This is a genomic window from Rhizobium favelukesii, from assembly GCF_000577275.2.
Classification (GTDB): Bacteria; Pseudomonadota; Alphaproteobacteria; order Rhizobiales; family Rhizobiaceae; genus Rhizobium; species Rhizobium favelukesii.
Window position 1 is genome coordinate 1,462,767 of sequence record NZ_HG916852.1, and the last position, 26,899, is coordinate 1,489,665.

The 26,899-nt window shown below is 59.4% G+C and carries 26 protein-coding genes and 1 tRNA gene; 15 read left to right on the plus strand and 12 right to left on the minus strand.

Annotated features, from left to right (window positions below; genetic code table 11):
- Window positions 1–54: 54 nt before the first annotated feature.
- Entirely contained in the window at window positions 55–591 is a 537-nt protein-coding gene (locus LPU83_RS45585) for an outer membrane protein assembly factor BamE (RefSeq protein WP_024316602.1), read from the minus strand.
- Between the two features lie 179 nt (window positions 592–770).
- Here LPU83_RS45585 and LPU83_RS45590 point away from each other — a divergent pair, with 179 nt between their 5' ends.
- The 7 genes from LPU83_RS45590 to LPU83_RS45620 all read left to right on the plus strand — a co-directional run bounded on the left by LPU83_RS45590 (window position 771) and on the right by LPU83_RS45620 (window position 6,051).
- Window positions 771–1,361 carry a ubiquinol-cytochrome C chaperone family protein gene (locus LPU83_RS45590; RefSeq protein WP_176703600.1) on the plus strand — a complete coding sequence of 197 codons (591 nt, stop codon included), beginning with the start codon at window positions 771–773 and terminating at the stop codon, window positions 1,359–1,361.
- Between the two features lie 10 nt (window positions 1,362–1,371).
- Complete coding sequence (locus LPU83_RS45595) at window positions 1,372–1,926, plus strand: YceD family protein (protein ID WP_024316600.1); 555 nt, start codon at window positions 1,372–1,374, stop codon at window positions 1,924–1,926.
- A gap of 103 nt (window positions 1,927–2,029) precedes the next feature.
- The gene (gene plsX, locus LPU83_RS45600; RefSeq protein ID WP_024316599.1) at window positions 2,030–3,076 is read left to right on the plus strand and encodes a phosphate acyltransferase PlsX; all 1,047 of its coding nucleotides are present in this window, start codon (window positions 2,030–2,032) and stop codon (window positions 3,074–3,076) included.
- A 19-nt stretch (window positions 3,077–3,095) separates the two neighbouring features.
- Entirely contained in the window at window positions 3,096–4,067 is a 972-nt protein-coding gene (locus LPU83_RS45605) for a beta-ketoacyl-ACP synthase III (protein ID WP_024316598.1), read from the plus strand.
- Between the two features lie 107 nt (window positions 4,068–4,174).
- On the plus strand, window positions 4,175–4,513 hold the full coding sequence (locus LPU83_RS45610) for an integration host factor subunit alpha (protein ID WP_024316597.1): 339 nt from the start codon (window positions 4,175–4,177) through the stop codon (window positions 4,511–4,513).
- Window positions 4,514–4,730: 217 nt separating this feature from the next.
- Window positions 4,731–5,273 (plus strand): MerR family transcriptional regulator, encoded by a 543-nt coding sequence (locus LPU83_RS45615; protein WP_024316596.1) that lies wholly within the window; start codon window positions 4,731–4,733, stop codon window positions 5,271–5,273.
- A 112-nt stretch (window positions 5,274–5,385) separates the two neighbouring features.
- A complete protein-coding gene (locus tag LPU83_RS45620) occupies window positions 5,386–6,051 on the plus strand; it encodes an HAD family hydrolase (protein ID WP_024316595.1) in 666 nt (221 codons plus the stop codon).
- A gap of 6 nt (window positions 6,052–6,057) precedes the next feature.
- Here LPU83_RS45620 and LPU83_RS45625 read toward each other — a convergent pair whose 3' ends face one another.
- From LPU83_RS45625 to LPU83_RS45635, 3 genes are all read right to left on the minus strand, one after another.
- The gene (locus LPU83_RS45625) at window positions 6,058–6,252 is read right to left on the minus strand and encodes a hypothetical protein (protein WP_141652586.1); all 195 of its coding nucleotides are present in this window, start codon (window positions 6,250–6,252) and stop codon (window positions 6,058–6,060) included.
- 99 nt (window positions 6,253–6,351) lie between these two features.
- Entirely contained in the window at window positions 6,352–6,864 is a 513-nt protein-coding gene (locus tag LPU83_RS45630) for a CAP domain-containing protein (protein ID WP_309475112.1), read from the minus strand.
- 105 nt (window positions 6,865–6,969) lie between these two features.
- The gene (locus tag LPU83_RS45635; RefSeq protein ID WP_029710222.1) at window positions 6,970–7,353 is read right to left on the minus strand and encodes a hypothetical protein; all 384 of its coding nucleotides are present in this window, start codon (window positions 7,351–7,353) and stop codon (window positions 6,970–6,972) included.
- Window positions 7,354–7,721: 368 nt separating this feature from the next.
- On the opposite strand from LPU83_RS45635, the gene LPU83_RS45640 reads away from it, so the two are divergent.
- The 3 genes from LPU83_RS45640 (at window position 7,722) to LPU83_RS45650 (ending at window position 8,602) form a co-directional block, all read left to right on the plus strand.
- Window positions 7,722–7,798 (plus strand) — tRNA-Pro (locus tag LPU83_RS45640).
- Window positions 7,799–7,995: 197 nt separating this feature from the next.
- Window positions 7,996–8,211 (plus strand): hypothetical protein, encoded by a 216-nt coding sequence (locus tag LPU83_RS45645; RefSeq protein WP_024316592.1) that lies wholly within the window; start codon window positions 7,996–7,998, stop codon window positions 8,209–8,211.
- 178 nt (window positions 8,212–8,389) lie between these two features.
- The gene (locus LPU83_RS45650; protein ID WP_024316591.1) at window positions 8,390–8,602 is read left to right on the plus strand and encodes a hypothetical protein; all 213 of its coding nucleotides are present in this window, start codon (window positions 8,390–8,392) and stop codon (window positions 8,600–8,602) included.
- Window positions 8,603–8,629: 27 nt separating this feature from the next.
- On the opposite strand, the gene LPU83_RS45655 is transcribed toward LPU83_RS45650, so the two are convergent.
- From LPU83_RS45655 to LPU83_RS45675, 5 genes are read right to left on the minus strand one after another with little or no spacing between them, the layout of a single operon-like run.
- Entirely contained in the window at window positions 8,630–8,923 is a 294-nt protein-coding gene (locus LPU83_RS45655; RefSeq protein WP_024316590.1) for a helix-turn-helix domain-containing protein, read from the minus strand.
- A 3-nt stretch (window positions 8,924–8,926) separates the two neighbouring features.
- Entirely contained in the window at window positions 8,927–10,207 is a 1,281-nt protein-coding gene (locus tag LPU83_RS45660; RefSeq protein ID WP_024316589.1) for an O-antigen ligase family protein, read from the minus strand.
- On the minus strand, window positions 10,204–11,763 hold the full coding sequence (locus LPU83_RS45665; protein WP_024316588.1) for an undecaprenyl-phosphate glucose phosphotransferase: 1,560 nt from the start codon (window positions 11,761–11,763) through the stop codon (window positions 10,204–10,206). Before LPU83_RS45665 ends, LPU83_RS45660 begins: the two co-directional genes overlap by 4 nt.
- 56 nt (window positions 11,764–11,819) lie before the next feature.
- Complete coding sequence (locus LPU83_RS45670; protein ID WP_024316587.1) at window positions 11,820–12,989, minus strand: glycosyltransferase family 4 protein; 1,170 nt, start codon at window positions 12,987–12,989, stop codon at window positions 11,820–11,822.
- Between the two features lie 6 nt (window positions 12,990–12,995).
- Entirely contained in the window at window positions 12,996–13,571 is a 576-nt protein-coding gene (locus LPU83_RS45675) for a polysaccharide biosynthesis/export family protein (protein WP_024316586.1), read from the minus strand.
- Between the two features lie 191 nt (window positions 13,572–13,762).
- Between LPU83_RS45675 and LPU83_RS45680 the strand changes: the two genes are divergently transcribed.
- The gene (locus LPU83_RS45680) at window positions 13,763–15,913 is read left to right on the plus strand and encodes a GumC family protein (RefSeq protein WP_024316585.1); all 2,151 of its coding nucleotides are present in this window, start codon (window positions 13,763–13,765) and stop codon (window positions 15,911–15,913) included.
- Here LPU83_RS45680 and LPU83_RS45685 read toward each other — a convergent pair whose 3' ends face one another.
- Together LPU83_RS45685 and LPU83_RS45690 are read right to left on the minus strand one after the other, a co-directional pair.
- Window positions 15,914–17,155 (minus strand): GNAT family N-acetyltransferase, encoded by a 1,242-nt coding sequence (locus tag LPU83_RS45685; RefSeq protein WP_024316584.1) that lies wholly within the window; start codon window positions 17,153–17,155, stop codon window positions 15,914–15,916.
- Window positions 17,156–17,273: 118 nt separating this feature from the next.
- Window positions 17,274–17,483: a DUF2842 domain-containing protein gene (locus LPU83_RS45690; RefSeq protein ID WP_024316583.1), complete on the minus strand. Its 210-nt coding sequence runs from the start codon at window positions 17,481–17,483 to the stop codon at window positions 17,274–17,276.
- 113 nt (window positions 17,484–17,596) lie between these two features.
- Here LPU83_RS45690 and LPU83_RS45695 point away from each other — a divergent pair, with 113 nt between their 5' ends.
- Both LPU83_RS45695 and LPU83_RS45700 read left to right on the plus strand, forming a co-directional pair.
- A complete protein-coding gene (locus LPU83_RS45695) occupies window positions 17,597–18,700 on the plus strand; it encodes a COX15/CtaA family protein (protein WP_024316582.1) in 1,104 nt (367 codons plus the stop codon).
- A 96-nt stretch (window positions 18,701–18,796) separates the two neighbouring features.
- Window positions 18,797–19,357 carry a dihydrofolate reductase family protein gene (locus LPU83_RS45700; protein ID WP_024316581.1) on the plus strand — a complete coding sequence of 187 codons (561 nt, stop codon included), beginning with the start codon at window positions 18,797–18,799 and terminating at the stop codon, window positions 19,355–19,357.
- A gap of 90 nt (window positions 19,358–19,447) precedes the next feature.
- Here the strand turns inward: LPU83_RS45700 and LPU83_RS45705 are convergent, their stop codons facing one another.
- Window positions 19,448–22,276: an Rne/Rng family ribonuclease gene (locus tag LPU83_RS45705; protein WP_024316580.1), complete on the minus strand. Its 2,829-nt coding sequence runs from the start codon at window positions 22,274–22,276 to the stop codon at window positions 19,448–19,450.
- 635 nt (window positions 22,277–22,911) lie between these two features.
- Here LPU83_RS45705 and LPU83_RS45710 point away from each other — a divergent pair.
- Both LPU83_RS45710 and LPU83_RS45715 read left to right on the plus strand, forming a co-directional pair.
- Window positions 22,912–24,177: an N-acetylmuramoyl-L-alanine amidase gene (locus tag LPU83_RS45710; protein WP_024316579.1), complete on the plus strand. Its 1,266-nt coding sequence runs from the start codon at window positions 22,912–22,914 to the stop codon at window positions 24,175–24,177.
- Between the two features lie 242 nt (window positions 24,178–24,419).
- Window positions 24,420–26,867, plus strand: a complete 2,448-nt coding sequence (locus LPU83_RS45715; RefSeq protein WP_024316578.1) for a penicillin-binding protein 1A — start codon at window positions 24,420–24,422, stop codon at window positions 26,865–26,867.
- The last annotated feature ends 32 nt before the right edge of the window (window positions 26,868–26,899 follow it).

The following is a 26,899-nucleotide window of genomic DNA, read 5'->3' on the forward strand; positions in this document are numbered from 1 at the left end:
AAACCCGCCGTCTCACACCAGACGGCGGGTTTTTCTTTGAGAATTCTACCCGCGTTAGCGCAAGCTGGCCGGGTTCTGCGGCGAGGCCGGCTGAGAGGTGCCGCCCCCGAAGAGGCCCTTGGCAGCGTTCGCGGCACTGCCGCCAGACAGAAGCTGCTGCAGGAAGGTGAAGTCCTTTCCGCCTGTCGGGGTGACGCGGGTAATCGTATCGAAAACCTTGCCGTCCTTGAGGGTGTAGTTCGCGCGACGCGTAACGATGCCGTCCTTGTCGAAATAGATCGCCAGAACGCTCTGGTCGACGACCTTCAGTTTCTGGAAGGCCATGGAGCGCTCGCGGCGCTGTGAGATGTAATAGAAGACTTCACCATCGAACGTCGCCGTCGTTGACGGCGTGCCCAGGGATAGGAGAACCTGCTCGCGGCTCGATCCTTCCGGGACAAGGTTCAACGATTGCTCGTCGGCGACATACCCGCCATTAAGCACGGTTCCTGTCTGGCAGCCCGAAAGTCCGGCGGAGGCGATCATGATGGCAATGGCGGCATTGCTGAGGAATTTTTTGTCAGACTTGAAATACCGTTTCGTCAACGACATCTACTCCCTAAAATTATGAATAGCAGCCACCGGCCTCAGATCGCTGATGCAAAACCATTGTGGCCATTCCGGGGTCAGACCTCCCGTTGGCTCGTGCGGACAGATGGGGTGCTGTCCCGAAAGTGGCCACCTTCGGCATTGCAATTCGCGCCTGCTTCGGTAAACCAGCTTTCGAAATCATGCAACAAGGCCGGACGCCGCTTGGCGTCAAGAATGAGGTCTTTCCGGAAAAAACGATGATCTTCGGGCTCTTTGGCAAGAAAAACAACAATCAGGCAATCGTTGATCGGCAATATCAGGCATTAACGTCGGCGGCGCGGATGCCCGAACTCTACGAGCGCTTGAATGTCCCGGATACGGTCATGGGGCGCTTCGAAATGCTCTCGGCGGTGATGATCCTCTTCTTCCGGCGCACGCGAACGTCCGGGACAAGCGGTCAGGAAATCGCACAGGAAATCGTCGACGCCTTCTTCGAGGATATCGACTACTCCATCCGGGAACTGGGGATCGGCGACAACACCGTTCCGAAGCGCATGAAGAAGCTGGCCGGCATGTTCTATGGCCGTCTTGAGGCCTACTCCAAGGCGATGGACATCAGGGATGCCGAAGGGCTTGCTACCGCACTCGTTCGGAACATTCATCCCAAGGCGAATGAGCCGGTCGATATGGGCGGTCTCGCGAGCTGGATGTTTGCGGCTGAGGATTATCTTTTGTCTCAGTCGGAAGACGTCATCGCGACCGGCTCGGCGACGCTCCCGAAGGTTGCCTGAGGAGAAGACGATGAAGAACAAGAGAGATGACGTGCCATTCTCCTACCTCGTAAATGTCGGTCATATATCGGCCAATCCTGTCGAGGTGCATCTGGAGGCCGATAAGCGGGAGTTGGCGGCGCTCGCTGAGCGTTGGAATGTCCTTTCGGTCGACAGCCTCAAAGCCGAACTCCAGATCGCTCGGTGGAAGCGCGACGGCATCCGTCTGAAGGGCAGAGTTCAAGCAAATATTGTCCAATCCTGCGTCGTCACCCTCGATCCGGTCCCATCCGCGATCGACGAGACCTTCGAGCAGATCTTCGTGCCTGAAAATTCGAAGCTTGCACGCCGACCAGCCAACGATGCGGGCGAAATGGTGCTCGATCCCGACGGTCCGGACCTTCCTGAAAGCTTTACCGGCGATACGATCGACGCAGGTGAGGTGGTCACGGAATTTGCAGCGCTTGCGATCGATCCCTATCCGCGCAAGCCCGGTGTGGAGTTCGGCGGTCACACAGAAGACACCGGAGAGATCGATAAAAAGCCGTCCGCCTTCGCCGTGTTGAAGGATTGGAAAAAGGACTGAACCCCGTTGGGGATTTGACACAATTCAGTTGTAAGCGACGGGAAAACCGGTATTTTGGCCGAAATTTCGCCCGCCGGAGGCGAAAAATAAGGATCAGGGACGCGTGATCAGAATTTCTATCGACCTCATGGGTGGCGACTTTGGTCCCCAGGTTGTCATCCCCGGCGCTGCCAAGGCACTGGAAAGACATCCCGATATTTGCTTCGTGATGTATGGTTTGAAGGAACAGTGCGAGCCGGTTCTCGACAGGTTTCCGAAGCTCAAGGAAAAGAGCGTTTTCCACGATTGCGAACTCGCCGTCCGCATGGATGAGAAGCCGAGCCAGGCGCTTCGCCGCGGTCGCTATGTCTCCACCATGTGGCGGACGATCGAAGCGGTGAAGACGAAGGAAGCCGACGTTGCCATATCTGCTGGCAACACCGGCGCCCTCATGGCGATGGCCAAGTTCTGTTTGCGGACGATGGCCAATATCGAGCGGCCGGCGATCGCCGCTATCTGGCCGACGCTGAAGGGCGAGAGCATCGTGCTTGATGTCGGCGCGACGATCGGGGCGGATTCACAGCAGTTGATGGATTTCGCCCTCATGGGTGGGGCAATGGCACGCGCACTGTTTGAGATCGAACGTCCGACGATCGGCTTGCTGAACGTCGGTGTCGAAGAGATCAAGGGGCAGGAAGAGGTGAAGGAAGCGGGGCGCCTGCTCCGCGAGGCGAACATCGACTCGCTCGAGTACTATGGCTTCGTCGAAGGAAACGATCTCGGCAAGGGGACCGTCGATGTCGTCGTGACCGAAGGCTTCTCCGGCAATATTGCGTTGAAGGCGGCCGAAGGTACGGCGCGCCAGATCGGCGAATATCTGCGCGCTGCAATGTCGCGCACGCTTCTTGCCAGGATCGGCTACTTCTTCGCGAAAGGCGCGTTCGACATGCTGCGCGAAAAGATGGATCCGAGCCGTGTGAACGGCGGTGTCTTCCTGGGCCTCAACGGCGTTGTCATCAAGAGCCATGGTGGCGCTAACGCCGAAGGCATCGCTGCTGCCATCGAGGTCGGCTATGACATGGCCAAGAATGGCCTCAATCAGAAAATAGAAAACGATCTTCAAAAGTATCATGCCAAGCGGCAGCCGCCGATCGGGCCGGAAGCCGCATGAGCGACGGGGTTTAAGCAATATGATCCGTTCAGTTGTTCGCGGGTTCGGAGCCGCACTTCCGAAACGCGTTATGACCAACCGCGACATGGAAGATGTCGTGGACACATCTGACGAATGGATTGTCCAGCGCACGGGCATTCGCCAGCGCTACATTGCCGGCGAGGGCGAGACGACATCGTCGCTCGGCGAAGCGGCAGCGCGTGCTGCGCTCGACAGGGCCGGACTGACGCCGGCCGATATCGACCTCATCATCTGTGCCACCTCGACGCCGGATAACACCTTTCCGGCAACTGCCGTCAATATTCAGAATCGCCTCGGCATGAGCCATGGCTTTGCCTTCGACGTGCAGGCGGTTTGCACGGGCTTCGTCTATGCTGTGACGACGGCCGACGCCTATATCCGCGGCGGTCTTGCCAAGCGCGTGCTGGTGATTGGCGCCGAGACTTTCTCGCGCATCCTCGACTGGAACGATCGCACAACATGCGTACTCTTCGGTGACGGTGCAGGCGCGATTGTGCTCGAAGCCGCGGAAGGCGAGGGCACGACTGCCGATCGCGGCGTACTGACGGCGCATCTGCGCTCCGATGGCTCCCACAAGGACAAGCTCTATGTGGACGGTGGCCCCTCGACGACGGGCACGGTCGGCAAGCTGCGTATGGAAGGCCGGGAAGTCTTCAAATATGCCGTCGGTATGATCACCGATGTCATTCAGGCTGGCTTCGACGCAACCGGGACGACTGCGGATGATCTCGACTGGCTGGTGCCGCATCAGGCCAATCGGCGTATCATTGATGGCTCCGCCAAGAAGTTGCATATCTCTCCTGAGAAAGTAGTCATTACGGTTGATCTTCACGGCAACACGTCTGCCGCCTCGATTCCGCTCGCGCTGGCAACGGCAGCCGGCGATGGCCGGATCAAGGAAGGCGATCTGGTGATGCTGGAGGCGATGGGCGGCGGCTTCACCTGGGGCGCAGCACTCCTGCGCTGGTAACCCGAAAATCCAAAAAACTACCGACGAACAAGAGCTTGACCGTGAGGCGCAAGACAAATACTCTTTGTTCGCTTTCATAATATAATTGGCAAATGGGCGGGGAAACCATGACCGGAAAGACAGTGACGCGAGCAGACTTGGCGGAATCGGTTTTTCGCAAGGTCGGTCTTTCGAGAACCGAATCTGCCGAGCTCGTGGAAACTGTCATCGACGAGATTTGTAACGCGATTGTCCGCGGCGAGACCGTCAAGCTCTCGTCCTTTGCGACCTTCCAGGTGCGAGACAAGAACGAGCGCATCGGACGTAACCCCAAGACGGGCGAGGAAGTACCGATCTCTCCCCGACGCGTCATGACCTTCAAGGCGTCCAATGTCTTGAAGATGCGGATTCTCAAGGCGCACACCCTGCGCAAGACCAAGCAGAAAACCGCCAATCCGGCCTCCTGATCGGACCCAAAAGAGAGAATCGTTCTCTCGTTCGGCGACAACAACTATAATCTTCCCTGAACGATCTGTGCGGTATTCAAGACGTGACTTGAATTCACGGCGTCAAACCGTTGAAATATGATGAGTCGCGGCTCGGTTCTGGCGTTCGTGAGATACAGCTGTGTCCTATCAGCCGAAGAGACGCGCGGCACGCCCCGAGACCGCGTAGGGAGTAAGGATGTTGGATAAGAGCCCCGATGCTTTCCGCACCATCAGCGAGGTGGCGGATGACCTAGACCTTCCACAGCATGTCCTACGCTTCTGGGAAACGCGATTTCCTCAGATCAAGCCGATGAAGCGCGGCGGTGGCCGCCGCTATTACAGGCCCGAGGATATCGATCTCCTGAAGGGCATTCGCCACCTGCTCTATGATCACGGCTACACGATCAAGGGCGTGCAGAAGCTTCTGAAGACCAATGGCAACAAGTTCGTCATCTCGATAGGACATGGCGACCTTGCCAGTGTCCAGGCGCTGACGGGCGGCCCGCAGGATGACGCCAACACCGCCGAACCGCGGGTCGGAATGTCCGACGAGGATCAGGTGGTCGGGCGCGCGAAACCGCCGATCACCCGCCGCTTCTTCAATTTCGGCGGTGGCGACGAAGAATCTCCCGAGATTTCGATCGGCAAGTCGAGCGTCGGCAAGGAGGATCGGGCTCTGCTGCAGGAAGCACTCTACGATCTCCTGGAGTGCAAACGCTTGCTGGACCAGGTTCGCTGACCAACGTGTTCGCCTTCGGGTGATCTAGGGAAGCACCGTTCCTTCATTCGATCGGAGAAGACGCCATCGGCTGCCGATGCGGAATTCGATACAACTTACCAAGGAAGCCCTCGTGACTGCGTCTCATTCCGTTCCCGGCAAACTTTATGACGCCTTCCTCTTCGATATGGACGGCACGCTCTTGAATTCCATTGCCGTGGTTGAACGGGTCTGGAGCGAGTGGGCAGTGCGCCATGGACTGGAGCCGGAGGTTTTCCTCAAGACGATTCACGGCATTCGCGCCAGCGATGTCATTCGCCAGCTGGCGCTGCCGGGCGTCGATCCTCAACATGAGGCGAGGCAATTGTTGAAAGAGGAGATGGAGGATGTCGAAGGCATCGTCCCGATCCCGGGAGCGATTGATTTCCTAAACAGCATTCCGCAGGCGAAGTGGGCGATCGTAACCTCGGCACCGATCGAACTCGCCAGAAGCCGCATGGCGGCGGCGGGAATTCCGACGCCGGTCGCGATGGTGAGCGGCGAAGAAGTGGCGGCTGGAAAGCCTAGCCCGGAATGCTACCTGCTGGGTGCCAAGCGCCTCGGAGTCGATCCGACGAAATGCCTGGTGTTCGAGGATGCCGTTGCCGGAATCCTCGCGGGCGAAGCGGCGGGCGCAGATGTGACGGTCATTACCGAAACGCATACGACGCCGTTCGCGACGCCGCATTTTTCGATCCCCGACTACCGGGGCTGGCGTGTTGACACCAGCGCCGACGGCCGCGTTGCGCTCGCCAAATAGCGCGGGCTAGTGCTTGCGTTGTTGCTGCGCTTGCTTCTTCATGCGCTCGTAGGCGGCAAGCATTTTTGCCTTGACCGAGCCCAGCGTCCCCAATTCATGCCCGCAGGTGAAGCAGATGAGGATATCGGTGTCGAGCGGCTCGGGACGCTCGAATTTCATTCGTGTGTTCCTGCATTTCGGGCAGGGGATCTCGATCTGCATGTTCTTATCCAAAGTCTCGCGTTTTGCAGGTCTCTTATTCGCGTAGCGCGGATCGAGCAAGCATTTTTGAGTTACTGGCCAACAGCGACATGTGACGTGCTACTGGCAAGCAAAGAAAGTCGAGTAGCCTCCGATCACAGCTACTCCCGCGTATCGCAGGTTAGGTCGAAGCAAGTTCGTGTTGTGACCCGGGGACCTCCTCCAGCCGGCAAAAAGCTGCTGCGGAGTCGTATACCCGACGCCGACATTTTCTGAACACACCACGCTGAGCCCCGCAGCTCTGGCTTGAGCCGATCTCTGGCGAAAGCCATCATGGTTGATGGCTCTCCGTGTTGCTTGGTACCGGCTGTGTTGGCGAGCCAAGGCTTTCAAAGTGCCATTTGCGGCGAGGGGAGATAGGCCGCGGCTCGTCCTATAAGAATTAATGAGAGCCAGTGTCTGGGAGCCAAAATCGCTTGTCGTCGTTGGCGGTTGTGCTGCACTTGCACATGCTGAACTGAGAATCGCAATTGCTGTTGTCCGTAGCATTTTCATGGTCGGATTTCCCATCTTGGCAACGATTCGCCTTTGGCCTGCCCGAGCAGAAACAAAGCAAGCGATCCAGGCAACCATAAACGAGGCATTGCGCCACAGTTATCGATATCGAGCAGAAATGTGAGCTACAAAGAGCTAGGCCAGCTGGATCGATGCGGTGAGGAGGCACTCGAAGGACGAGCCTCAGCTGACGACGCCGTTCTGCCGGCACATGTCGTTGAGGTTTGTTTGTGCGTTGCCCTGGGCGGTCAGGGTGAACGAAAAGGCGGATCTCCCGGCCGCAATCGTGTTTTTCAAAACGCCAGCGAAGGGCTCACCGCCAGTAAAGGCCCCAGCTTTGTTCTTCGAGTTTACTATGCCGCAAACATAGACGATGCCTGGTTGTCTCTGTGCTGCCATCATGCGTCCGAACGTCGCACTGGCGGGATCTTTAAGGAACCTTCGAATTCCATTCTGAACGGCAGAAATCTCGCCCATGGAGAGCGTGTACGGGATCGTTTGGTCTCGCTGAGTGAAGCCTGCGCAAGAACTGAGCATCAATATGCCGGCAATCACGATTTTCTTCATGTCGTCCCCCAAGAGCATCGCCGAATTGCATGGTATGTCCCCGGGAAAATTCGCCTTAAGTGGTTGCTAACGCAAGCCCGTATTTCGACGTATATCGATATGAGGCGCGAGCCGGGATTCCAAGAGTCCGTTGCGTCTCAGAAATTTGTGGCTCACTTGGCCCATCGCAAAGCCACTGCGTCCCGACAAGCGAATGGCGTTCGCTCACGCGACTTGTTGTGAGATGCATTGCCTCCCGGAACGCAGCGGAACCCTTAGCGGCCGAAGCGCGCTTTTCCCCTCGTCGTTCCTTTTTTATTCTCTCCTGTCGATTTCCTCTTGCGCCCCAAATCCCAAAATACTAACAGGATCAGGCCGTTTCGGCAGGTCGGGGCGTAGCGCAGCCCGGTAGCGCACTTGACTGGGGGTCAAGGGGTCGCTGGTTCAAATCCAGTCGCCCCGACCATTTACAATCTAACCTTCGGCACCCCCAGCAGCCCGAAGGTCACCTCTCCTGCTTGATGGTCACTTGTTGAACAATCGGCTGATGGTTTGCCTGTTGGGGCCTCAACGGAAATACAGCTGTTAGAAATTTGTCTTCGCAACTCGAATAAACTATTAGTGTCCTGTAATATACGTCCCGCGAATATTGGTGGATGACGCATGGCAGACCGCGAAACGAGCGAAACATGCCGGGAAGCACTATCGGAGCCCTTTGGGGCTCTGGTCGAGAAGGCTGTGTCGTCGGGCTGGCCGGAGCACGAAATCGCGCTGGCGTTGACCGAACTGGCCGAGGCCTATGTCGTCAAGGTCAGCGCAAGGATCATCATTGAGGGCTCGCTCCAGTCGCAGCTTGCCTCGGAGCGGCTGAAAAACTGAAGCCGGATGTGCGCATTAAGCCGGCTCGGTATGCGCCGTTCACACACATGTTTCTGTCGGAAATGTTCGGTTGATAAATGGTTGGCTCGGGTGCATAGTGGCCGCAATGTCGGCTATGGATGGGCGGTCGACGACAATGTTTTCCGTGTTGATAGCCCCTGATGGGACCTGTGGCGTCATGCTCAAATCCCCAGTTCTTCCGCGTGACCTGCCGCTTTTCTCGGACGATCTCGATCTTCTGTCCGGGGTGCTTGACGATGTCTGCAAGGACAGGGGGCTCGAGCGGAACACCTCGGCCGCCGAGACCATCGGTGCGCTCCTGATCCAGCTTTACCGACAGGGTGTCAGGGATCAGGGCAAGCTCGCGGCTCTTGCAAAGGCCTATTTGTAATCCCGGAGCTCTAAGAACGCCGACGAGCTAGTCGTCGTTTGCGGCGTTGAGGTTTTCTGGGCGGATACCTTCATCGATCCCGGTACGCGCTCGTAGCCTGACGCCCGGTCCGCCTTCGTCGTGATTGCCGCTGGCGATGAAGATGATGCCCGCCGCTTCAAGCGCTTGCTTTACGGCGAGCAGCGCGTGCGGCGGGCCTTCCTGCTCGTCGCGCTCCATCGTTTCGATAGTGGCAGCGGGCAGACCGGATGCGGCTGCCAGTTGCTCGATGCTCATTCCGGTCATCGCGCGGGCGCCGCGCATCTGTGTTGCTGTGATCATGAATCAAAGACTAGCGCGCCGGTGCTCATTCGCAAGGCCGATGTGCGGCACTTGTGCCGCATGATTGCGTATGTGGCGCTGTTCCAGCGCGGCGCAGCCCCAGACGACGCCGAAAAGCAAGTAGACATGCCGCCAGTGGTCGATGTCGATGACGTTGCCGATCGCTGCATGGCCAAGCACTCCGATCCAGGCAATCATCAGATAGGGTTGCCAGGGACGATCCTTGAGGAGATTCCTGAACCCGAGATAGATCGTCCAGCAAAGCATTGTGATATAGCTGACAAAGCCGAGCCAGCCGTAGCTCGTCAGCGATTTCAGCCAGATGTTGTGCTCATCCTCCGGGAACATCGTGCCGAAGACCAGCGGACCGATTCCGAGCGGCCGCTCCATCATCATCGTGAAGCCGATGCGGTGGCGATCGAAACGGCCGAGATGCTCGCCGTCATATTGCTGCACGAGCTGGGCACGCGCCGAAAAGAGCGCACTGATTTTCGGGAACTGCAATGCAACGACCAGTGACGCAGCCAGCAACATGACCGCCGCGAGCGACAAGATCAGGATACGCAGGCGAAACGCGCCGCTGCGCTCCTTGAGCAGCATGCAGAAGATCAAAAGGATGATGCCGAGAAGAAAGAGGCCCCAGGCCGCACGCGAGAAAGACAGAAACACGCCAAGTGCCAAAATCAGCAGCGCAAAGGCCTTGATCGGCGCAGCTCTGAAATTGCCGACAAGAATGCCATGGACGAGATAGATGGACGGCGGGACCAGGAATGGGCCAAATACGTTCGGGTCCTGGAAGGCACCCTTGGCGCGATCATAGAGCGTGAAAACCTCCGCTCCCGGGAAGGCGTGAAAATAGCCAAGGATCCCAAGCAAAGAGGTGATGACAGCGGCGAATGCCCAGGCATCGAAGATGAGCGGCAGTCGCCGATGGCTTTCCTCGATGATCGCCGCGTAGAAGATGGCCGTAAGTGCGAGGAAGGTCGAGACGGCCACATACATCGGCGCGGTCCCGAGATCCTTCATTTGCGTCAGCGAGAGCATTCCGCCGACGTTGAAGGCAAGCAGCAGGGCAAGAAGCGGCGCGGTGAAGCGAGAGATCCTGAGGCCCAGGATGAACCAGATGCCGAGGAGGGCTGCCATCCAAAGCTCGTAGGGCGCCGGCTCGTCGATGACGAAGCCGGAGAGAAAGACCCCAAAGGCGACCATCGCCGACCCAATCAAGCGCAGCGTCGCCCGCTGTGGCTGGGCAACCCGCAGATGTGTCGCCTCGACCGCACTCAATAGGCGTTTTCCGTGTTGAACAACCGGAAGGGCGTCAGGAACAGGATCTTCAGATCGAACCAGAGCGACCAGTTCTCGATGTAGTAGAGGTCGTAGGCCGTCCGGAACTTGATCTTGTCGTCGTGATCGACTTCTCCTCGCCAGCCGTTGATCTGCGCCCAGCCGGTCACCCCGGGCTTCACGCGATGGCGGGCGAAATAACCTTCCACGACATCACCAAAGGCCCGGTCCCGCGCCTGGGCAAGAATGGCATGCGGACGCGGCCCGACCAGCGACAGGTCGCCCTTCAAGACGTTGAAAAGTTGCGGCAATTCGTCGATCGAACTTTTGCGGATGAAGCGTCCGACAGGTGTGACGCGAGGATCCCCCTTGGTGACGGCGGCCCGCCCGGTGGGGTCGCCCTTGTCGGCGTACATCGAGCGAAACTTGAAGATGTTGATGATCTCGTTGTTGAAGCCATGGCGGTTCTGCATGAAGAAGACCGGCCCCTTCGAGGTCAACTTTATGGCGATCGCTGTTGCCAGCATGACCGGCCAGAGAAGCGCCAGAGAAAGCAGCGTAAAGAAGATGTCGAAGCAGCGCTTGGCGACCGAGTCCCAGTCCCGGATCGGCTTGTTGAAGATATCCAGCATCGGCACAGACCCGATGCGCGAATAGGCGCGCGGGCGAAAGCGCAGGCGATTTGCGTGAGCGGCCAGGCGGATGTCGACCGGCAGTACCCAGAGCTTTTTCAACAGCTGCAGGATGCGGGCCTCCGCGCTTAGCGGAAGCGAAATGATCAGCATGTCGATGCGGGTGATGCGGACGAATTCGACCAGTTCGGCGACCGTTCCGAGCTTCGGATAGCCGGCGACCATGATCGGCGACCGTTTCTCGCCACGGTCATCGAAGATGCCGCAGATCCGGATGTCGTTGTCGGCCTGCTGTTCGAGGACACGGATCAGATTCTTGGCCGGTTCTCCGCCACCGACGATCACCGCACGGCGCTCCATGATACCGTTGCGCGACCAGTTGCGGATGCCGTAGGCGATCAGGAAGCGCGCGGCGAGCAGGAAGATTGCCCCAGTAACGAACCAGGCAAGGTAGGCCTGCGCCTGTCCCAACCCGACATTGCCGGAGAGCGCGCTTCCGGCAATGACGATCAGGAAGACCGATGTCCACACCGCAAAGACGCGTGGCAGCAGACGCATACGGGCGCGGAGCGCTGGGATGGAGTAGGTGTCGGCCGTCTGGAGCGCACAAACGAGGAGAACCGCAACAATAGCCGCAGTGATCCCGCGGCCCGAAAGCGTCTCCGCCCCATTCCCAGGCCAGAAAGGGAACGCGAGCAGCCCGATCAGAAACTGCGTTGCAAATTCGAACAGGCGGAGCTGGCCGATGATGATGGCCGGCGAGCGGTTTCCAGCGCTGAATTGCTCGGCGATCTGACGGGCATAGGTGTTGATCGGCTCCGGCTGAACCTCTTCGTCCGCCTCTTCGGCGCGTCGCTTGATGTCCGAAACCTGCTTGCGCAGCGCTTCCAGGTCAAACTGATCGCTTTTCTCTGCCTTGTTCATGAGGCTACCGCCGCTGGTTATCGGAACGGCAATAGCAGAAAGGCCCTAAGAAACTTTTACGAAGCAACCGCAATAGCTTGCTTGGATTGGGGATCCAGGAGGTCGTGGTACAATTTCAGGACATCATTGGCCATGATCGAGGCCGAAAAGACCGACTTGACCTTTTCCATCGGCGGCATTGCCTCATCGTGCCAGCCCGAGATGCGGATTGCATCCGCCATCACGCGCGCCAGATCGTCGGAATCTTCGGGGTTGACGAGGGCAGGGCTATCTCTGCCCAATACCTCGGGAATTCCGCCGACGCGGGTCGCGATGATGGTCTTGCCGGCGCCGAGGCCTTCGAGCACGATGTACGGCATGGCTTCGGCCCGCGACGGCACGACGAGGTTCTGGGACATGGCGAAAGCCTGCTGAACGCGCATTGCCGGCAGCATGCTGATCCGCTTGCCGAGGCCACGCTCGATCATCATCTCGCGGTATCTGTCGCGGTCTGGCCCATCGCCGATCATCACAGCCGAAAGCGGGCGTCCGAGAATGCGCTCCGCTTTCGCGAAGGCCTCCACAAAGAGATCGGGACCCTTAAGGTCCCGCAGCATGCCGACATAGATGTAGTGGACAGCATCCGAACGGGTCGGGATGAGCTCGAAGTCTCGCTCGGCGATCCCATTGTAGATCAGCCGCGTTGCCGTCTGCGGTCGTCCGACCTTCTTCGTGTAGGCATCACGCTCGTATTCGCAGATGAAGACGAGCGCGTCCGTGAAGTATTCCTGCAAGCGCTCCATGCGGAGCACGAATTGCCCCGTGAGCGACCTGCGGGAATAATGCAGACTTCCGCCGTGCGCAGTGTAGAGGCGGGCTACGCGATACCTGTTCACCCGCAGGGCTGAGCCGGCAAGCCGCGCGAGCACACCGCCTTTGGCGCCGTGACCGTGCAGCACATCCGGCCGCAAACTTTTAATGTTCTTGTACGTATCCCAGATCACTCCGATGTCGGAGAGGCTGACATGCCGCCGCATGGGCATGCGCGTCAATCCCATCGACAGAAAGGGACGAATGTCGTCGAACAGCCGGTCCTCATGCTCGCCGCCCGTTGAACTGTCGCAAAGAATGCCGACCTCATGCCCCGCCTTGCTGTGTTCCAGCACCAGATCGCGGACATGGCGGAAGATTCCGCCGACCGGTGACCTGAAGCAATGGAGGATGCGGAGGGGGCGCTGTTCGGTCATCGAGGATCAGAACAGTCGTTCGCGCACGTAGATGGTGTCGCCGGCGATGATCGCAGAAGAGATGTTGACGCGGCCGGTGATAACTTGCCCATTGATCTTGCGGGTGACGTCGACGGCGCCTTGATTGGCGCGCGAGGTAAAGCCGCCGGCAACGGCAACGGCGTTCTGCACCGTCATTCCGGGAACGTAGGCGTATTGGCCGGACTGGCCGACTTCGCCCATAACGAAGATCGAGCGGTAGCGGTCGACATCGATCGTCACGTCTGGATCCCGCAGGTAGCCTTGCCGGAGTTTCTGGGCGATCTGGCCCGACAGCTGCTGCAGCGTCCGTCCGCGAGCCGGGACCTGGCCAACCAGCGGGAAGGCAATGTAGCCAGCCTGGTCGATCGTATAGGTGTTGGTCATGCTCGGTTGGTCGAACACGGTGATGCGCAGCCGGTCGCCGCTGTCCAGCGAATAGGGCTGGATCGTCGCCTGATTGAAGGCCTGAGGGGCGGGCTTATAGCTATTGCAGCCGCTCACGACCGCGGTCATGGCGGCGAGGCTCAGAGCCATCAGGAACTTGGGCTGTGCGAAAGGCATCGCGTCTGCTCATAGGAAAACGAATTCGGTCTCAGCCGTTATCAATCCGTTAGGGTTAATGGTCGGTAAAAACCGCCGATTTTTTTGGCTTCGGCCAGCCGACGTACCGCCGGAATGCCGGAGCGGACATTAACCGTTGGGTTACTATAGTCATTTACCCTCGCGGCCACGTTTGTTCTTGGAGTACAAGCATGTCCGGCGTATCGGGTAATCAGGATGTGGACATAGATCTTGGACAATTGGTCCGCGCCGTTTGGGCACGCCGGCTGAAGGTCTTGGCAATCACCGCGTTGGGGGCAGGGGTCGCCTTCACGGGCGCCAAGATGATCTCCCCCAAATACCGAAGTGAAACGCGCATCCTGATCGAGCCGCGCGCTCCTGCCTTCGCCAATGCCCAGGTAAACGATACCAACGCGGGTCCGTTGCTGGACGAACTCAATATTGCGAGCCAGGTGCAGCTTCTGCAGTCCGCAGACCTCATCAAGCAGGTCATCAACGGCCAGAAGCTCTACGATTTGCCGGAGTTCGATGCGGCCGCCAACGGCTCCGCTCTCACCGATATCCTGGTGGCCCTTCACCTCAAGAAAAATCCATATGAAAATCCCCCCGAAGAGCGCGTGATCGACGCCTTCACGGAGCGGCTTCAGGTCTATCAGGTGCCGGGATCGCGCGTGATCGGTATTACCTTCACCTCGAAGGATCCGAAGCTCGCGGCAACGATTCCGAATGCGATGGCCCGTGTCTATCTCGCTACACAAAGCGGCGCCAAGCTGGATTCGAATTCGGAGGCGACACGTTGGCTGGAGCCGGAAATCGAAAATCTCCGCCAGAAGGTGAATGACGCCGAGCAGAAGGTGGCGGAATACCGTGCCGAGCACGGATTGCTGCCGACCAATGGTGGCGCGAATTTCCCGACGCAGCAATTGAACGACATTTCGGCAGAGCTTACCCGCGTCCGAGGAGAGCGAGCCAATGCCGATGCACGCGCACAGTCCGTGCGCAATGCCCTCTCTGCCGGCGAGGCATCCGATACGCTGCAGGACATCATGTCGTCTCAGTCGATCCAGCGGCTGAAGAGCACTGAGTCAGGCCTGCAGTCGCAGATCTCCGACCTGCAGACCTCATTGCTCAATAGCCATCCGCGGCTGAAGAGCCTGCGAGCGCAGCTTTCGGACATCAAGGTTCAGATTCGCCAGGAGACGCAGAAGATCCTGGCAAGCATCGAAAACGAAGCGAAGGTCTCAGCGGTTCGCCAAAAGGAATTGGAACAGCAGGCCGACAAACTGAAGGCCAACAGTGCCCAAGCCGGCGAAGACGAGGTCGGTCTCAATGCCCTGACGCGCGAAGCCACGGCACAGCGGCAACTCCTGGAAACCTATCTCTCTCGTTACCGCGAGGCGGCGTCGCGGGCCGACAAGAACTCAAGCCCGGCCGACGCCCGCATTGTGTCGAAGGCCATACAGCCGGTTGATCCCTATTTCCCGAAGGTTCTGCCAATCGTCATCGTCGCTGCCTTGGCGACCTTCATCATGTCATCGATTGTGATCATGCTCGCCGAACTCTTCAGCGGTCGGGCACTCCGCTCCATCGAGCCGCCCGAGGAGGAGGTGGCGCGTGAAGAAGCAGAGGAACCTCACGCAACAACGGCCGGCTCCGCCAAGCGAACGGCTACGCCGAGCCTGCTCGCCACCCCCGCAGACGAGGAGCCGGTTGCCCAGCTAGTCGAGGAAGAAGATGCCGTTGAAACGAACGAGTTCTCGATCGCATCTGTCTCGGATTACCTTCGCGGCAGCAGGGCGCCACTGGCGATTGCCATTTCGCCGACCGGCGATGATGGATCGGTGGCAACCGTATCGCTTGTGCGCAAGTTGGCCGAGGATGGCTCGCGGGTCATCCTGGTCGACATGACGGGCTCGGGGCTGCCGACCGACCTCATGGCCGAGGATCGCAATATGCTCGGCATAACCGATTTGCTCTGCGGGGATGCGGCCTTCGGCGATACGATCCATGGCGACAGCCGCACCGACGCGCACTTCATTCCGCAGGGCATCAGCGATCCGCGGCGGGCGATGCGCGGTGCCGATCGGCTGTCCCTGCTGCTGGACGCTCTTGTCTCGGCCTACGACCTGGTGATCGTGGAATGCGGCGCTGCCGACGTGGCCGGCGTTTCGCGCCTGACGCAGAGCAAGGACGTCGAAATCATCCTCTCCATGCCTGAAATCGTCGAGCAGGAGTTCGTGACTGCTATGACCGAGTTCGAAGCGGCCGGCTACGAGCGTGTCGTGCTGATGTCCGATAGCGACGAGCCCCTTGAGAGCCCGGTCTCGCGGCACGCAGCGTGATCAAACGCCGATCACCCGGTGTATGCGCTGGGCAAGGTGGTAGATCTTCGGGCGAGACTTAGTGAAGGCTTTGCCTCGTGTGATTGCCCGATGGACGAGGCCGCCCACTCTGCCGCGTAGCGAAAGCGGCAGAACAACGTCATAGTGCTCGGTTTCTACAGGCGCCCAGGAGCGCTTGTATCTTTGGTCGCCGAGGCCGAAGTCGAACAGGCCGACGCCCTTACCATGCTGCCCGGCGATCATCTGCCAGAACAGGAATTCGCCAGGGCTCGTCTCCGCCGCCAAGCTCTCATCGATGGCGCTGAATTGGCAGATGATGTGGTCGCCCTTACGAGAAATGCCAGCCAGGGCCGCGATATGACCATCGTACGCACCCTTCAGGCGGATCGCGTGCATTTCCAGCCCTACCGTCTTGCTGCCGGGGTCGCGAATGTCGAGTGCGCCGTGCAGAAAAGCCTTGGTCTGCGAGGCTTCAAACACATCCGGCAGTCCGAGCGCGTTGAATCGTTCGCCCTTCTGTTCGAAGAAGCGATCGAGCAGCCGGTGTTGCTCATCTGAAGTTCCGCTAGAAATGTAGTCGAACCCGCCGAGCGCCTCCAGGCGTCTCAGCTGCGTTCGGAACTTCTTACGCCGGCCCTTTGCATTCACTTGTTGGAGTGTCGACTCCATGTTTGCCAGGAGCGGAAGATGGTAGGCGTGGTTCTGGTTCTGGACCATCGGCAGCAGTGCCAGGGGACTGTGGCATCCGCGCCATTCCAACGGTATGTTCTGCAGCAACAGAAGGTCGGCGCTTCCGACCAGAGCACGGCGCAGCAGCTCCGCGAATTTCCGCGGCTCGAGATTCGTGGCCAGTTCGATGAAGCGCGCTGTGAAAAGGCCCGTGTTGATGTTGCTGTGATCGGCACCGACAAATCTGGCGGTGCGGAAGCCGTGAAACCTGTTTATCTCTATTGGCAGAATGAATGCGGTCTCTTCGCCAAGCCTGCCCCAGACGATCGACAATGGGTTTCCATGGGCCTTGGCCCAGGATAGGCACCAGTCGTAGCCTTGGTGCAGGGAATTCAGATCGTCACGATCGAGTTCACGCCAGATCTCTTCCAGCGGCCCCAAGCTATCCAAGACGACGATATCGAGTTCGGCCACCGCAATCTGCGCGTTCAGCGCCCGCAATTCGGAAACTTCCGCGTTGGATTCTGTTGAATGGTGCGCTTTGCGTGCGACAGGAAGCTTCTGCGCCTGCACGGTTTTTCTCCGGTCTGACTTGCCGGCGCGGAGAATAGCGGAGCGGTGCATCCATTTCGTTTATGAGCCGCGAGGGACAGTGGTTTCCGTTGATCACGGTTATCCTGTCGTTAACGGATCACTGCTGGTTCGGCCCAGCCATCCATTTGATGATGACCATGGCGGGAAGCACCCACAGTAGTCCTGTCAGGAAAAAGTACAGGAGTTGCCCCCACCATGGAGCGTTGCCGAGCGTCGCAACGGCGATCGTGTTTGCAAGCAGCGCGTAGGCGAGCACGAGCACGACGATCAGGATCGTACCGATGAATTTGCGGAGGCGGACAGGCATCAAATATCTTTCGCACTGGTGTTTGAACTGCCGCGACGGCATGCCGCAAAGGTTCGGGGCTTGTTTTGCATGAGCCGCTCAGGCAAATCAACTGCCGGACGTAAGGAGCAGTCATGGCGATCGCGAACTTGAGCACTGAACAGCAGATCCTGCGTGAGATACGCCGACAGGACGGCAATCGCCGGGCTGTTCGCATCTGGCTGGGCTTTGTGCTTCTGGCGCTGTTCTGTCTCGTAATCGTCGGCGGTGCCACCAGACTCACGAATTCGGGCCTGTCGATCACCGAGTGGAAGCCGATCCACGGCGTGATTCCGCCTCTGGGTGTCGCGCAATGGGACGAGGAATTCAAGCTCTACCAACGCATTCCCGAGTATCAGCAGATAAATGACGGAATGACCATCGACGAGTTCAAGGGCATCTTTTGGTGGGAGTGGGCCCACCGACTGATTGCACGCGGCATTGGTGTCATCTTCGCGCTGCCGTTGCTCTATTTCTGGATAACGGGAAGGGTGGAAAGACGGCTGCGCTGGCCTCTCTTCGGAATTCTGATGCTGGGTGGACTGCAGGGCGCGATCGGCTGGTGGATGGTCTCTTCGGGGCTCTCAGTACGAACCGACGTGAGCCAGTATCGGTTGGCAACGCACCTTGTCATGGCCTGTCTCATCTTCGCGTCCTGCATGTGGATCATGCGGGGGCTTTCGCCTCACTCCGACGATCCCGCGCCCACGCAAGGCTCGCATGTCTGGGCCGCTGCGATAGCGGTGTTTGCGCTTTTCCAGATCTACCTCGGCGCGCTCGTCGCCGGCCTCGACGCCGGCTTCACCTACAATACCTGGCCGTTGATGGACGGCGCGGTCTTGCCCTCCGATCTGCTGATCCAGCAACCGGCCTGGATCAATTTCTTCGAGAACCCGAAGACGGTACAGTTCGTCCATCGGCTGGGTGCCTACACGCTTTTTGCGCTGACGCTGATCAACATGATCATTGCCCTTACCGCAGCGCCGTCGACGACACATGCTCGGCGTGCCGTCGTTCTGTTCGTGTTGGTGACTGTCCAGGCGGCAATTGGAATCGCTACTTTGTTGCTGCAGGTCCCGCTTCATTGGGGGCTGCTGCATCAGGCCGGAGCGCTGGTGATCCTTGGTTTCGCAATCGCCAATTGGCGGGGTTTTCATGGAGCGTACCCGCGCGAGACCATGATTGCCGAGCAGGATTGAGCTCGACAACGGCGGCGTTAAAAAATCGTCAGTTCGCTGTCGAAACCGAGCCATCTCAAACGTCCTTGAAGCAGGGCGGTGGAACGGGAGACGACGATGCGACAACTCAGCGTATTTCTGAGCATTTCTCTTGATGGATACTTTGCCGCTTTGAACGGCGATGTGAGTTGGGCTCACCGCGACGATCCCGAGTTCAATGCTTTCGTTGCCGGCAATGCGAGCGCCGGCGGTGAGCTCCTCATGGGACGCAGAACTTACGACCTCATGGCTTCCTATTGGCCGACGGCGGTGGCAAAGGAACGCGACCCGATTGTGGCGGACCGAATGAACAGTCTGCCGAAGATCGTGTTCTCGCGAACGATGAGCGAGGCCGGCTGGATCAATACGCGGCTAATTCGCGAAAACCCCGCGCAAGCCGTAGACGCCCTCAAGCGGGCAGAGGGCAAGGATATGGTTGTCCTTGGCAGCGGCAGTATCGTTGCACAGCTCGTGGAAGCCGGCCTGGTCGATGTGTTTCAGTTTGTCGTCGTGCCGATAGCGCTAGGGGCGGGCCAATCCGTGTTTGCCGGTATCAGCGAGCGATTGGCACTAACCCTCACGGATAGTCGAGCCTTTGCCAAAGGCAATGTGGTCCTGACCTATGCTCCTTCGCGATAGCGGAGCCAACGCATTGACCTCATCGGCGGCATAAAAAATCCGGCTGCGTCACCGCAGCCGGATCGTATTACTTATCGCCGAATATCAATCTCAGAAAAAACCGCGGCGCTGCCACCAGCCAGCTTTCTTCGGCTTACCGTCGCCCTCGCTCTCGGCGGCATCGCTGCGCGTCGACTTCACCGTCGGTTCAGACGAGGAGATGTTCGACTCCCTGTTGGCGCGGACAGGCTTTGCATCTTCGGGGGCCGGCGTCGCGAGGTCTGCGGCTGCCGCCTCAGCTTCAGCGTCTACGGCCGGGACCACTTCGGCCGCTGCCTCTTCCACGACAGGCTCCTCGACCGGCGATGCCTTGCGGCTACGACGTGCGCGCCTCGGCTTCACGTCTTCCGTCACAGTAGCACCGGTCTCGACCGCTGCCATCGCCGGCTGAGCTTCGACTGCTTCTTCGGCGGCAGCTTCGATCGCGTCGACAGCGGTCACGTCTGTCTCGCCATCTTCAGCGCCGTCACTTGCCAGTTCGGCTTCGGAAGCCTCCTGCTCGCCGCCTTCCTCGCGGTTGCGGCGGCCGCCGCGCTTGCCACGACGGCGGCGCTTGCGGCGTTGGGTCTCATCACCTTCGTCACGCGTGTCCGAGGTGGCAGCAACGCTTTCGTCGCCTTCATCCTCGTCGTCACCGTCGGTCTGGTCGCCTTCCTCAGCGTCGGCAGAGCTGCTGTCGGCGGCAACCGGCTCGCCGTTGCCATTGCGGCCCCGACGACGACGGCGGCGCTTGCGCTTGCGGCCTTCTCCATCGCTTTCGGCGCTCGGCGCCGGACGTTCGGAAGCAGCCGGCTTGGCCTCCAGTTCCTCTTCTTCCTCCTCATCGACTTCGACCACGATATCGTCGTCTTCGTCATCGGGGATGGCGGCAAAGTTGAACAGGCTTTCGATCTTGACTGGATTCTCGACCGGCTCGCCGCGGTCGATCGCGAAGTGCTGTGAGCCGACGGAGCCGTCTGCGTCGATAATGATCGCAACACCGAAGCGGGCTTCGTAGTCGAGGATCGTCTGCCGCTTGTGGTTGAGCAGGTACAGCGCAATATCAGGCGTCGTGCGAACCGTGATGTTATGCGTGGTGTTCTTGAGCAGGTACTCCTCGATGCCGCGCAGGACGTGCAGGGCAACGGAGGACTGCGAACGCACGTGGCCGGTGCCGCCGCAATGCGAGCAGACCTGGGTCGTCGATTCAAGAACGGAAGCGCGGATACGCTGGCGCGACATTTCGAGCAGGCCGAAATGCGAGATGCGGCCGACCTGGATGCGGGCGCGGTCGTTCTTCAGGCATTCCTTCAGCTTCTTCTCGACCGCGCGGTTGTTGCGCTTCTCTTCCATGTCGATGAAGTCGATGACGATGAGGCCGGCAAGGTCGCGCAGGCGAAGCTGGCGGGCCACTTCATCGGCGGCCTCGAGGTTCGTCTGCAGCGCGGTGTCCTCGATCGAGTGCTCGCGGGTCGAACGGCCGGAGTTGACGTCGATGGAAACCAGCGCTTCCGTCTGGTTCATGATCAGGTAGCCGCCGGACTTCAAGGTCACCTGCGGCTGCAGCATGCGGTCGAGCTGAGCTTCGATGCCGGAGCGCGAGAAGATCGGGTGAATGTCGCGGTAGGGCTGGACCACCTTGGCATGGCTCGGCATCAGCATCTTCATGAAGTCTTTCGCTTCACGATAGCCTTCCTCGCCGGAGACGATGATCTCGCCGATGTCCTTGTTGTAGAGGTCGCGGATCGAGCGCTTGATGAGCGAGCCTTCCTCGTAGACGAGGCAGGGAGCGGTCGACTGCAGCGTCAGCGTGCGCACGTTCTCCCACAGGCGCATTAGGTATTCGAAGTCTCGCTTGACCTCGACCTTGGTCCGGTTTGCACCGGCCGTGCGCAAGATGACGCCCATGCCCTGCGGCACTTCGAGCATCCGTGCGATTTCCTTCAGGCGCTTGCGGTCCTGCGGATTGGTGATCTTGCGGGAAATGCCGCCGCCACGCGCCGTGTTCGGCATGAGGACGGAATAACGGCCGGCCAGCGAAAGATAGGTGGTCAGGGCCGCGCCCTTATTGCCGCGCTCTTCCTTTGCCACCTGCACCAGCAGGATCTGGCGGCGCTTGATGACTTCCTGGATGCGATACTGCTTGCGCGGCTTGCGCTGGACGCGATCGGGAACTTCCTCCATGGCGTCTTCAGCGCCAACGGATTCGATCACTTCCTCTTCGTGGTCGTGATCATCGTCATCGTCGTCATCGCTGCGGCGGCGGGCGTCGACCTCTTCGGAGATCGAGTCCGTCTCGACCATCGCTGCCATCTCGTTGCCCGGCGAGCCTTCGTCATCGTTGTCGACCGTGGCTTCGCTGGCAGCCTCATCGCTTGCCGGCACTTCGGCAACCGGCGCTGCCTTCTTGCGGCTGCGGCGTGGCCTTGCCTTCTTGGCAGGTGCTTCCTCAGCAACGTCCGCAACGGCCTCGACCGTCTCGGCTACAGCAGCAGTTTCTACCTCTGGCGCGGCTTCCGCTGCAGGCACTTCGACACCGACGTCCGGCTGCTCTTGAGTGGAGAGATCGACCGGTGCCGTCTCGACATGTTCGACGTCGTCGTCGCGGCGATGCTCCTCGGCTTCGGCGCGAAGCAGGGCCTGACGATCAGCAAGCGGGATCTGATAGTAGTCGGGGTGAATTTCAGCAAAGGCCAGGAAGCCGTGCCGGTTGCCGCCGTAGTCAACGAAAGCGGCCTGCAGCGAGGGCTCGACCCTCGTTACCTTTGCGAGATAGATATTGCCGCGAATCTGCTTCTTGTGCTGCGACTCGAAGTCAAATTCTTCTATGCGGTTTCCGCGAACGACAACAACGCGCGTCTCTTCCTCGTGAGACGCGTCGATAAGCATCTTGTCTGCCATGTAAGCTGTGCTCCTCGGCGCGGCCGAACGTCGGCATCCCCTTGTGTCAATGAGACAGAAGAGGTGCGGCTCGTCATTGCAGCGCCGGATAATGAAAGTCGCGATTGGTGCGGTGTGGAAGGCAGCAGCCAGACAGCAGCGGGGGAGATGTTCTCCCGGGGCCTGTAGACTTCAGATAAAACCTGCTGCGACACCATCAAAGACCAAGCGAGATCGACAAAACTAAGACCTTGTTCAGGTCCGATGAGTTTGCTCTCTCTGTAAAGAGCGGTTGGTGGCTTTCCACCGATGAAGTTCCCGCATACGCCGGAAAATTCAGGATCCAATTTCGAGTGGAAACACATTTGACGGCGGACGATTGCCGGTTGTGGCGCCAGTTCCTTAGCGGTTTGGCTGCCGTGCAGGCGACTCTATCCCGTCAGCACTTCTACCCTAAAAATCCTTGTATGTTTTCTCTGTCACAATAGCAAGGGAAAAGCCAAATGTGCCATAATATTGATGGATTTTGGAAGGCATACAAAATCGGGGATTAAGGGCGCCGATTCGGCTCCGCGGCCGCGAACGGCGCCGACACCGGCAATTTCGCGTTTACCGGGAGAACTTGATCGGAATGTTATTTAAGGTGTGGCGGTCGATTGTTTAAGAGGGTGCGACCCGCGACGGTGATATCCGGATGGCGGAGGACGAAGGTTGCGGGTGCGTTCGTCGCTGCTGTGGCGGCGATGGTTTTTGCATTTCTTCCGGACGTGAGAGCAGATGATGTGGCGAAGGTCGAGCCGTTGCTCGCCTATGGTGCCCGCATCATCGGCGACGATGCCCGCACCCGCATCGTCATCGATTTCGATCGGGCACCGGACTTTTCGATCCATTACATTGCCAATCCCGAACGCGTTGTCATCGATCTCCCGGTGACGGCCTTCGGATTCCCAGCCGGCGACCTTTCGGCGAGGGGGCTTTTCAAGGACATCCGTTACGGCAAGATGGATGAGGACAGCGCCCGTATCGTGCTGACGGCCAAGAAACCGGTGAAGATGGAAGTCGCCAAGGTTCAGGCAGATGAGGGCGGCAAGGGGCATCGTCTCATCCTTGATGCCGCAATGACGGACAAGGACAAGTTCGCGGAACTGGTCAAGGCCCAGTCATGGAGCGATCCTTCCTCTCAGCAGACGACCAGTGCCATCCCCGCGCCGGAGAGGCCGGCCAACGGCGATTTCATCATCGCCGTCGATGCCGGTCACGGCGGGATCGACACGGGCGCGATCGGCGTCGATACCAAGACGCAAGAGAAGGACGTAACGCTCGCTTTTGCCAATGCGCTTGCCGATCGTCTCAACCGCGAGAGCGGCATCAAAGCATTTCTGACGCGAAAGGACGACTCGTTCCTGTCGCTTTCCGAGCGTGTGGAGATTGCCCGTCAGAACCATGCGGGTCTGTTCATTTCGATGCATGCCGACACACTGAAGCAGAAGGATATTCGTGGCGCGACAGTCTACACGATCTCCGACAGGGCCTCGGATAAGCTCGCCGCCGATCTGGCTGACCGCGAAAACCTTTCCGACCAGATTGCCGGCAAGGAGACCGTGGCCGAGCCTCCCGAAGTCGCGGACATTCTGCTCGACCTAACACGCCGCGAAACGCAGGCTTTCTCGATTTCGCTGGCAGAGAGCGTGCTCGCGTCCTTCAAGGATCAGGTGGGGACAATCAACAACCCGCACCGCCATGCCGGCTTCCGCGTTCTTCAGGCGCCGGATGTGCCGTCTATCCTGTTGGAACTGGGCTTTCTTTCGAACAGGGAGGACGAAAAACTCCTGCTCGATGACGCATGGCGGGGAAGGATGGCGGACCTGCTGACGGAAGCGGTAAAGCACTATCGCACGGCGATGGTTGCAAATGGTGGCTGATTCAGCCGTGGCCCAGATGTGACACTCGGTCGGGTAACACAATCGCAATGTGGGAATAGCGCTTCAAGGCCCTATTTTACTCACATTCACGCCGTTACTCAGCCTTGTGTTTCCGTAGGTGAAACTGAATCGGCTTGTGGCGAAAACGCTCATGGAGTAAGTCGCCCAACGTGCAAGATGCCCCGATCCATGCGATTGTTATGCTCGCGCCGATCGATGATTGAGATACCGGTAGCTTAAATATGATTAGACTTCTTGGATATTTCTTCGGAGTGGCTTGCGTCCTGTTCTTGGGCGTGGCCGCTGTTGTTGCCATTTACCTGGCGACCGTCACGAAGGATCTTCCGGACTACGCAGTGCTGAGCAGCTACGAGCCGCCGGTGACGACCCGCGTGCATGCAGGCAACGGTGCGCTGATGGCGGAGTACGCCAAGGAGCGCAGACTTTTCCTGCCGATCCAAGCTGTTCCCGATCGCGTCAAGGCTGCATTCCTGTCTGCCGAAGACAAGAACTTCTATCAGCATCCCGGCATCGACGTTACCGGCTTTGCGCGTGCGGTCGTCGCTTACCTGACCGGCGGCCCGACGCAGGGTGGTTCAACGATCACGCAACAGGTCGCCAAGAACTTCCTGCTTTCCAGCGAACAGACGATGGAGCGCAAGGCGAAGGAAGCGATCCTCTCCTTCCGTATCGAGCAGGCATACAGCAAGGACAAGATCCTTGAGCTGTACCTGAACGAGATCTTCTTCGGTCTAAACTCCTATGGTATCGCGAGCGCCTCGCTCACCTATTTCAACAAGTCGGTGAATGAACTGACGATCGCCGACGCGGCCTACCTAGCCTCCCTGCCGAAGGGCCCGGCCAACTATCATCCCTTCCGTCATCCCGAAGCAGCGGTCACCCGCCGCAATTGGGTCATCGATCGCATGGTTGAGAATGGCTATGTCAGCCAGTCCGATGGCGCCGAGGCAAAGAAGCAGCCGCTTGGCGTGACTGGCCGAAGCAGCGGTCCCTCGCTCTTTGCGTCCGGTTATTTTGCCGAGGCAGTCCGTCGCCAGCTGATCGAGCAGTACGGAGAGAAGATGCTTTATGAAGGCGGCCTGTCCGTTCGTACCTCCTTCGATCCCGAGCTTCAGGTCTTCGCGCGCAAGGCGCTGCAGGACGGCCTGACGACCTATGACGAACGCCGCGGCTTCCACGGCCCGATCAAGCAGATCGACACGACGGCTGACTGGGGCAAGGCGCTGGCCGATATTCCTGCGTTGATCGACGTGTCCGAGTGGCGATTGGCGGTCGTGCTGGCCGTATCGGACGATAGCGTCGACATCGGACTGCAGCCGCCGAAGGATGGCGCCGGCAAGATCCCTGCTGAACGCGAGCGCGGTGTCATCGAGGCCAAGAACATGCAGTGGGCGTATCGCTCGGCTGCCGGCCGGAAGACGGCAAAGTCGCCAGACGGCGTCCTGTCGGCCGGCGATGTCGTCTACGTCGAACGGCTGGGTGACGAAGGTTCGAGGTCCTACCGGCTTCGCCAGCCGCCGAAGGTCGAGGGCGGTCTGGTGGCGATGGATCCGAAGACCGGTCGCGTTCTCGCGATGGTCGGCGGCTTCTCCTACGCGCAGTCGGAGTTCAACCGCGCGACCCAGGCGATGCGTCAGCCTGGATCGTCCTTCAAACCGTTCGTCTACGCGGCCGCCATGGACAATGGCTATACGCCGGCTTCGGTTGTGAGCGACGATCCGCTCTCGATCCAGACCGGCAATGGCCAGGTATGGGCGCCGGACAACTATGAAGGCGAGGGCGGTGGCGCCAACACGCTTCGCTTTGCCATCGAGCACTCGCGCAACCGGATGACGGTGCGCCTTGCGAACGACCTCGGCATGAACGTTGTTGCCGAGTATGCCGAGCGCTTCGGTATCTACGATCACATGATGCCGGTTCTCGCCATGTCGCTGGGTTCCGGGGAGACCACGGTGCTGCGCATGGTGTCGGCCTATTCGGTCATCGCCAACGGCGGCAAGCAGATCAAGCCGACGCTGATCGACCGGATCCAGGACCGCTACGGCCGCACCATCTTCAAGCATGAGGAGCGCGTCTGTGAGGGCTGCAACGCCAGCGACTGGCAGAACCAGGAAGAGCCCAACGTCGTCGACAATCGCGAAACCGTTCTTGATCCGATGACCTCCTACCAGATCACTTCGATGCTGCAGGGCGTCGTCCAGCGTGGCACCGCTGCTGGCAAGGTCGATCTCGGTGAGCGCGATGTGGCCGGCAAGACCGGCACGACGAACGACGAGAAGGATGCGTGGTTCGTGGGCTTCACACCGGATCTCGTCGCCGGTCTCTATATCGGCTTCGATTCGCCTTCGACGCTCGGCCGCGGTGGCACGGGTGGCTCGCTGTCGGCGCCGGTCTTCAACGAATTCATGCAGGCTGCCGTCAAGGACATGCCGGCTTCCAAATTTGTCATTCCCGCTGGGATGAACCTCATTCCGATTGACCGCAAGACCGGCATGGCGGCAGCGCAAGGTGATCCGAACACGATCATCGAAGCTTTCAAGCCGGGCACTGGTCCCGCCGAGAGCTTCTCGGTCATCGGTATGGACAACACCATGGCGCCCGAGGAGATTTTGAAGACCTCGCCGCAGGCCAACCAGGCCGTTCAGTCCGGCGCCGGCGGTCTCTACTAACCCTTCCCCCGAACAGTTGTGGCGGCTGCGGC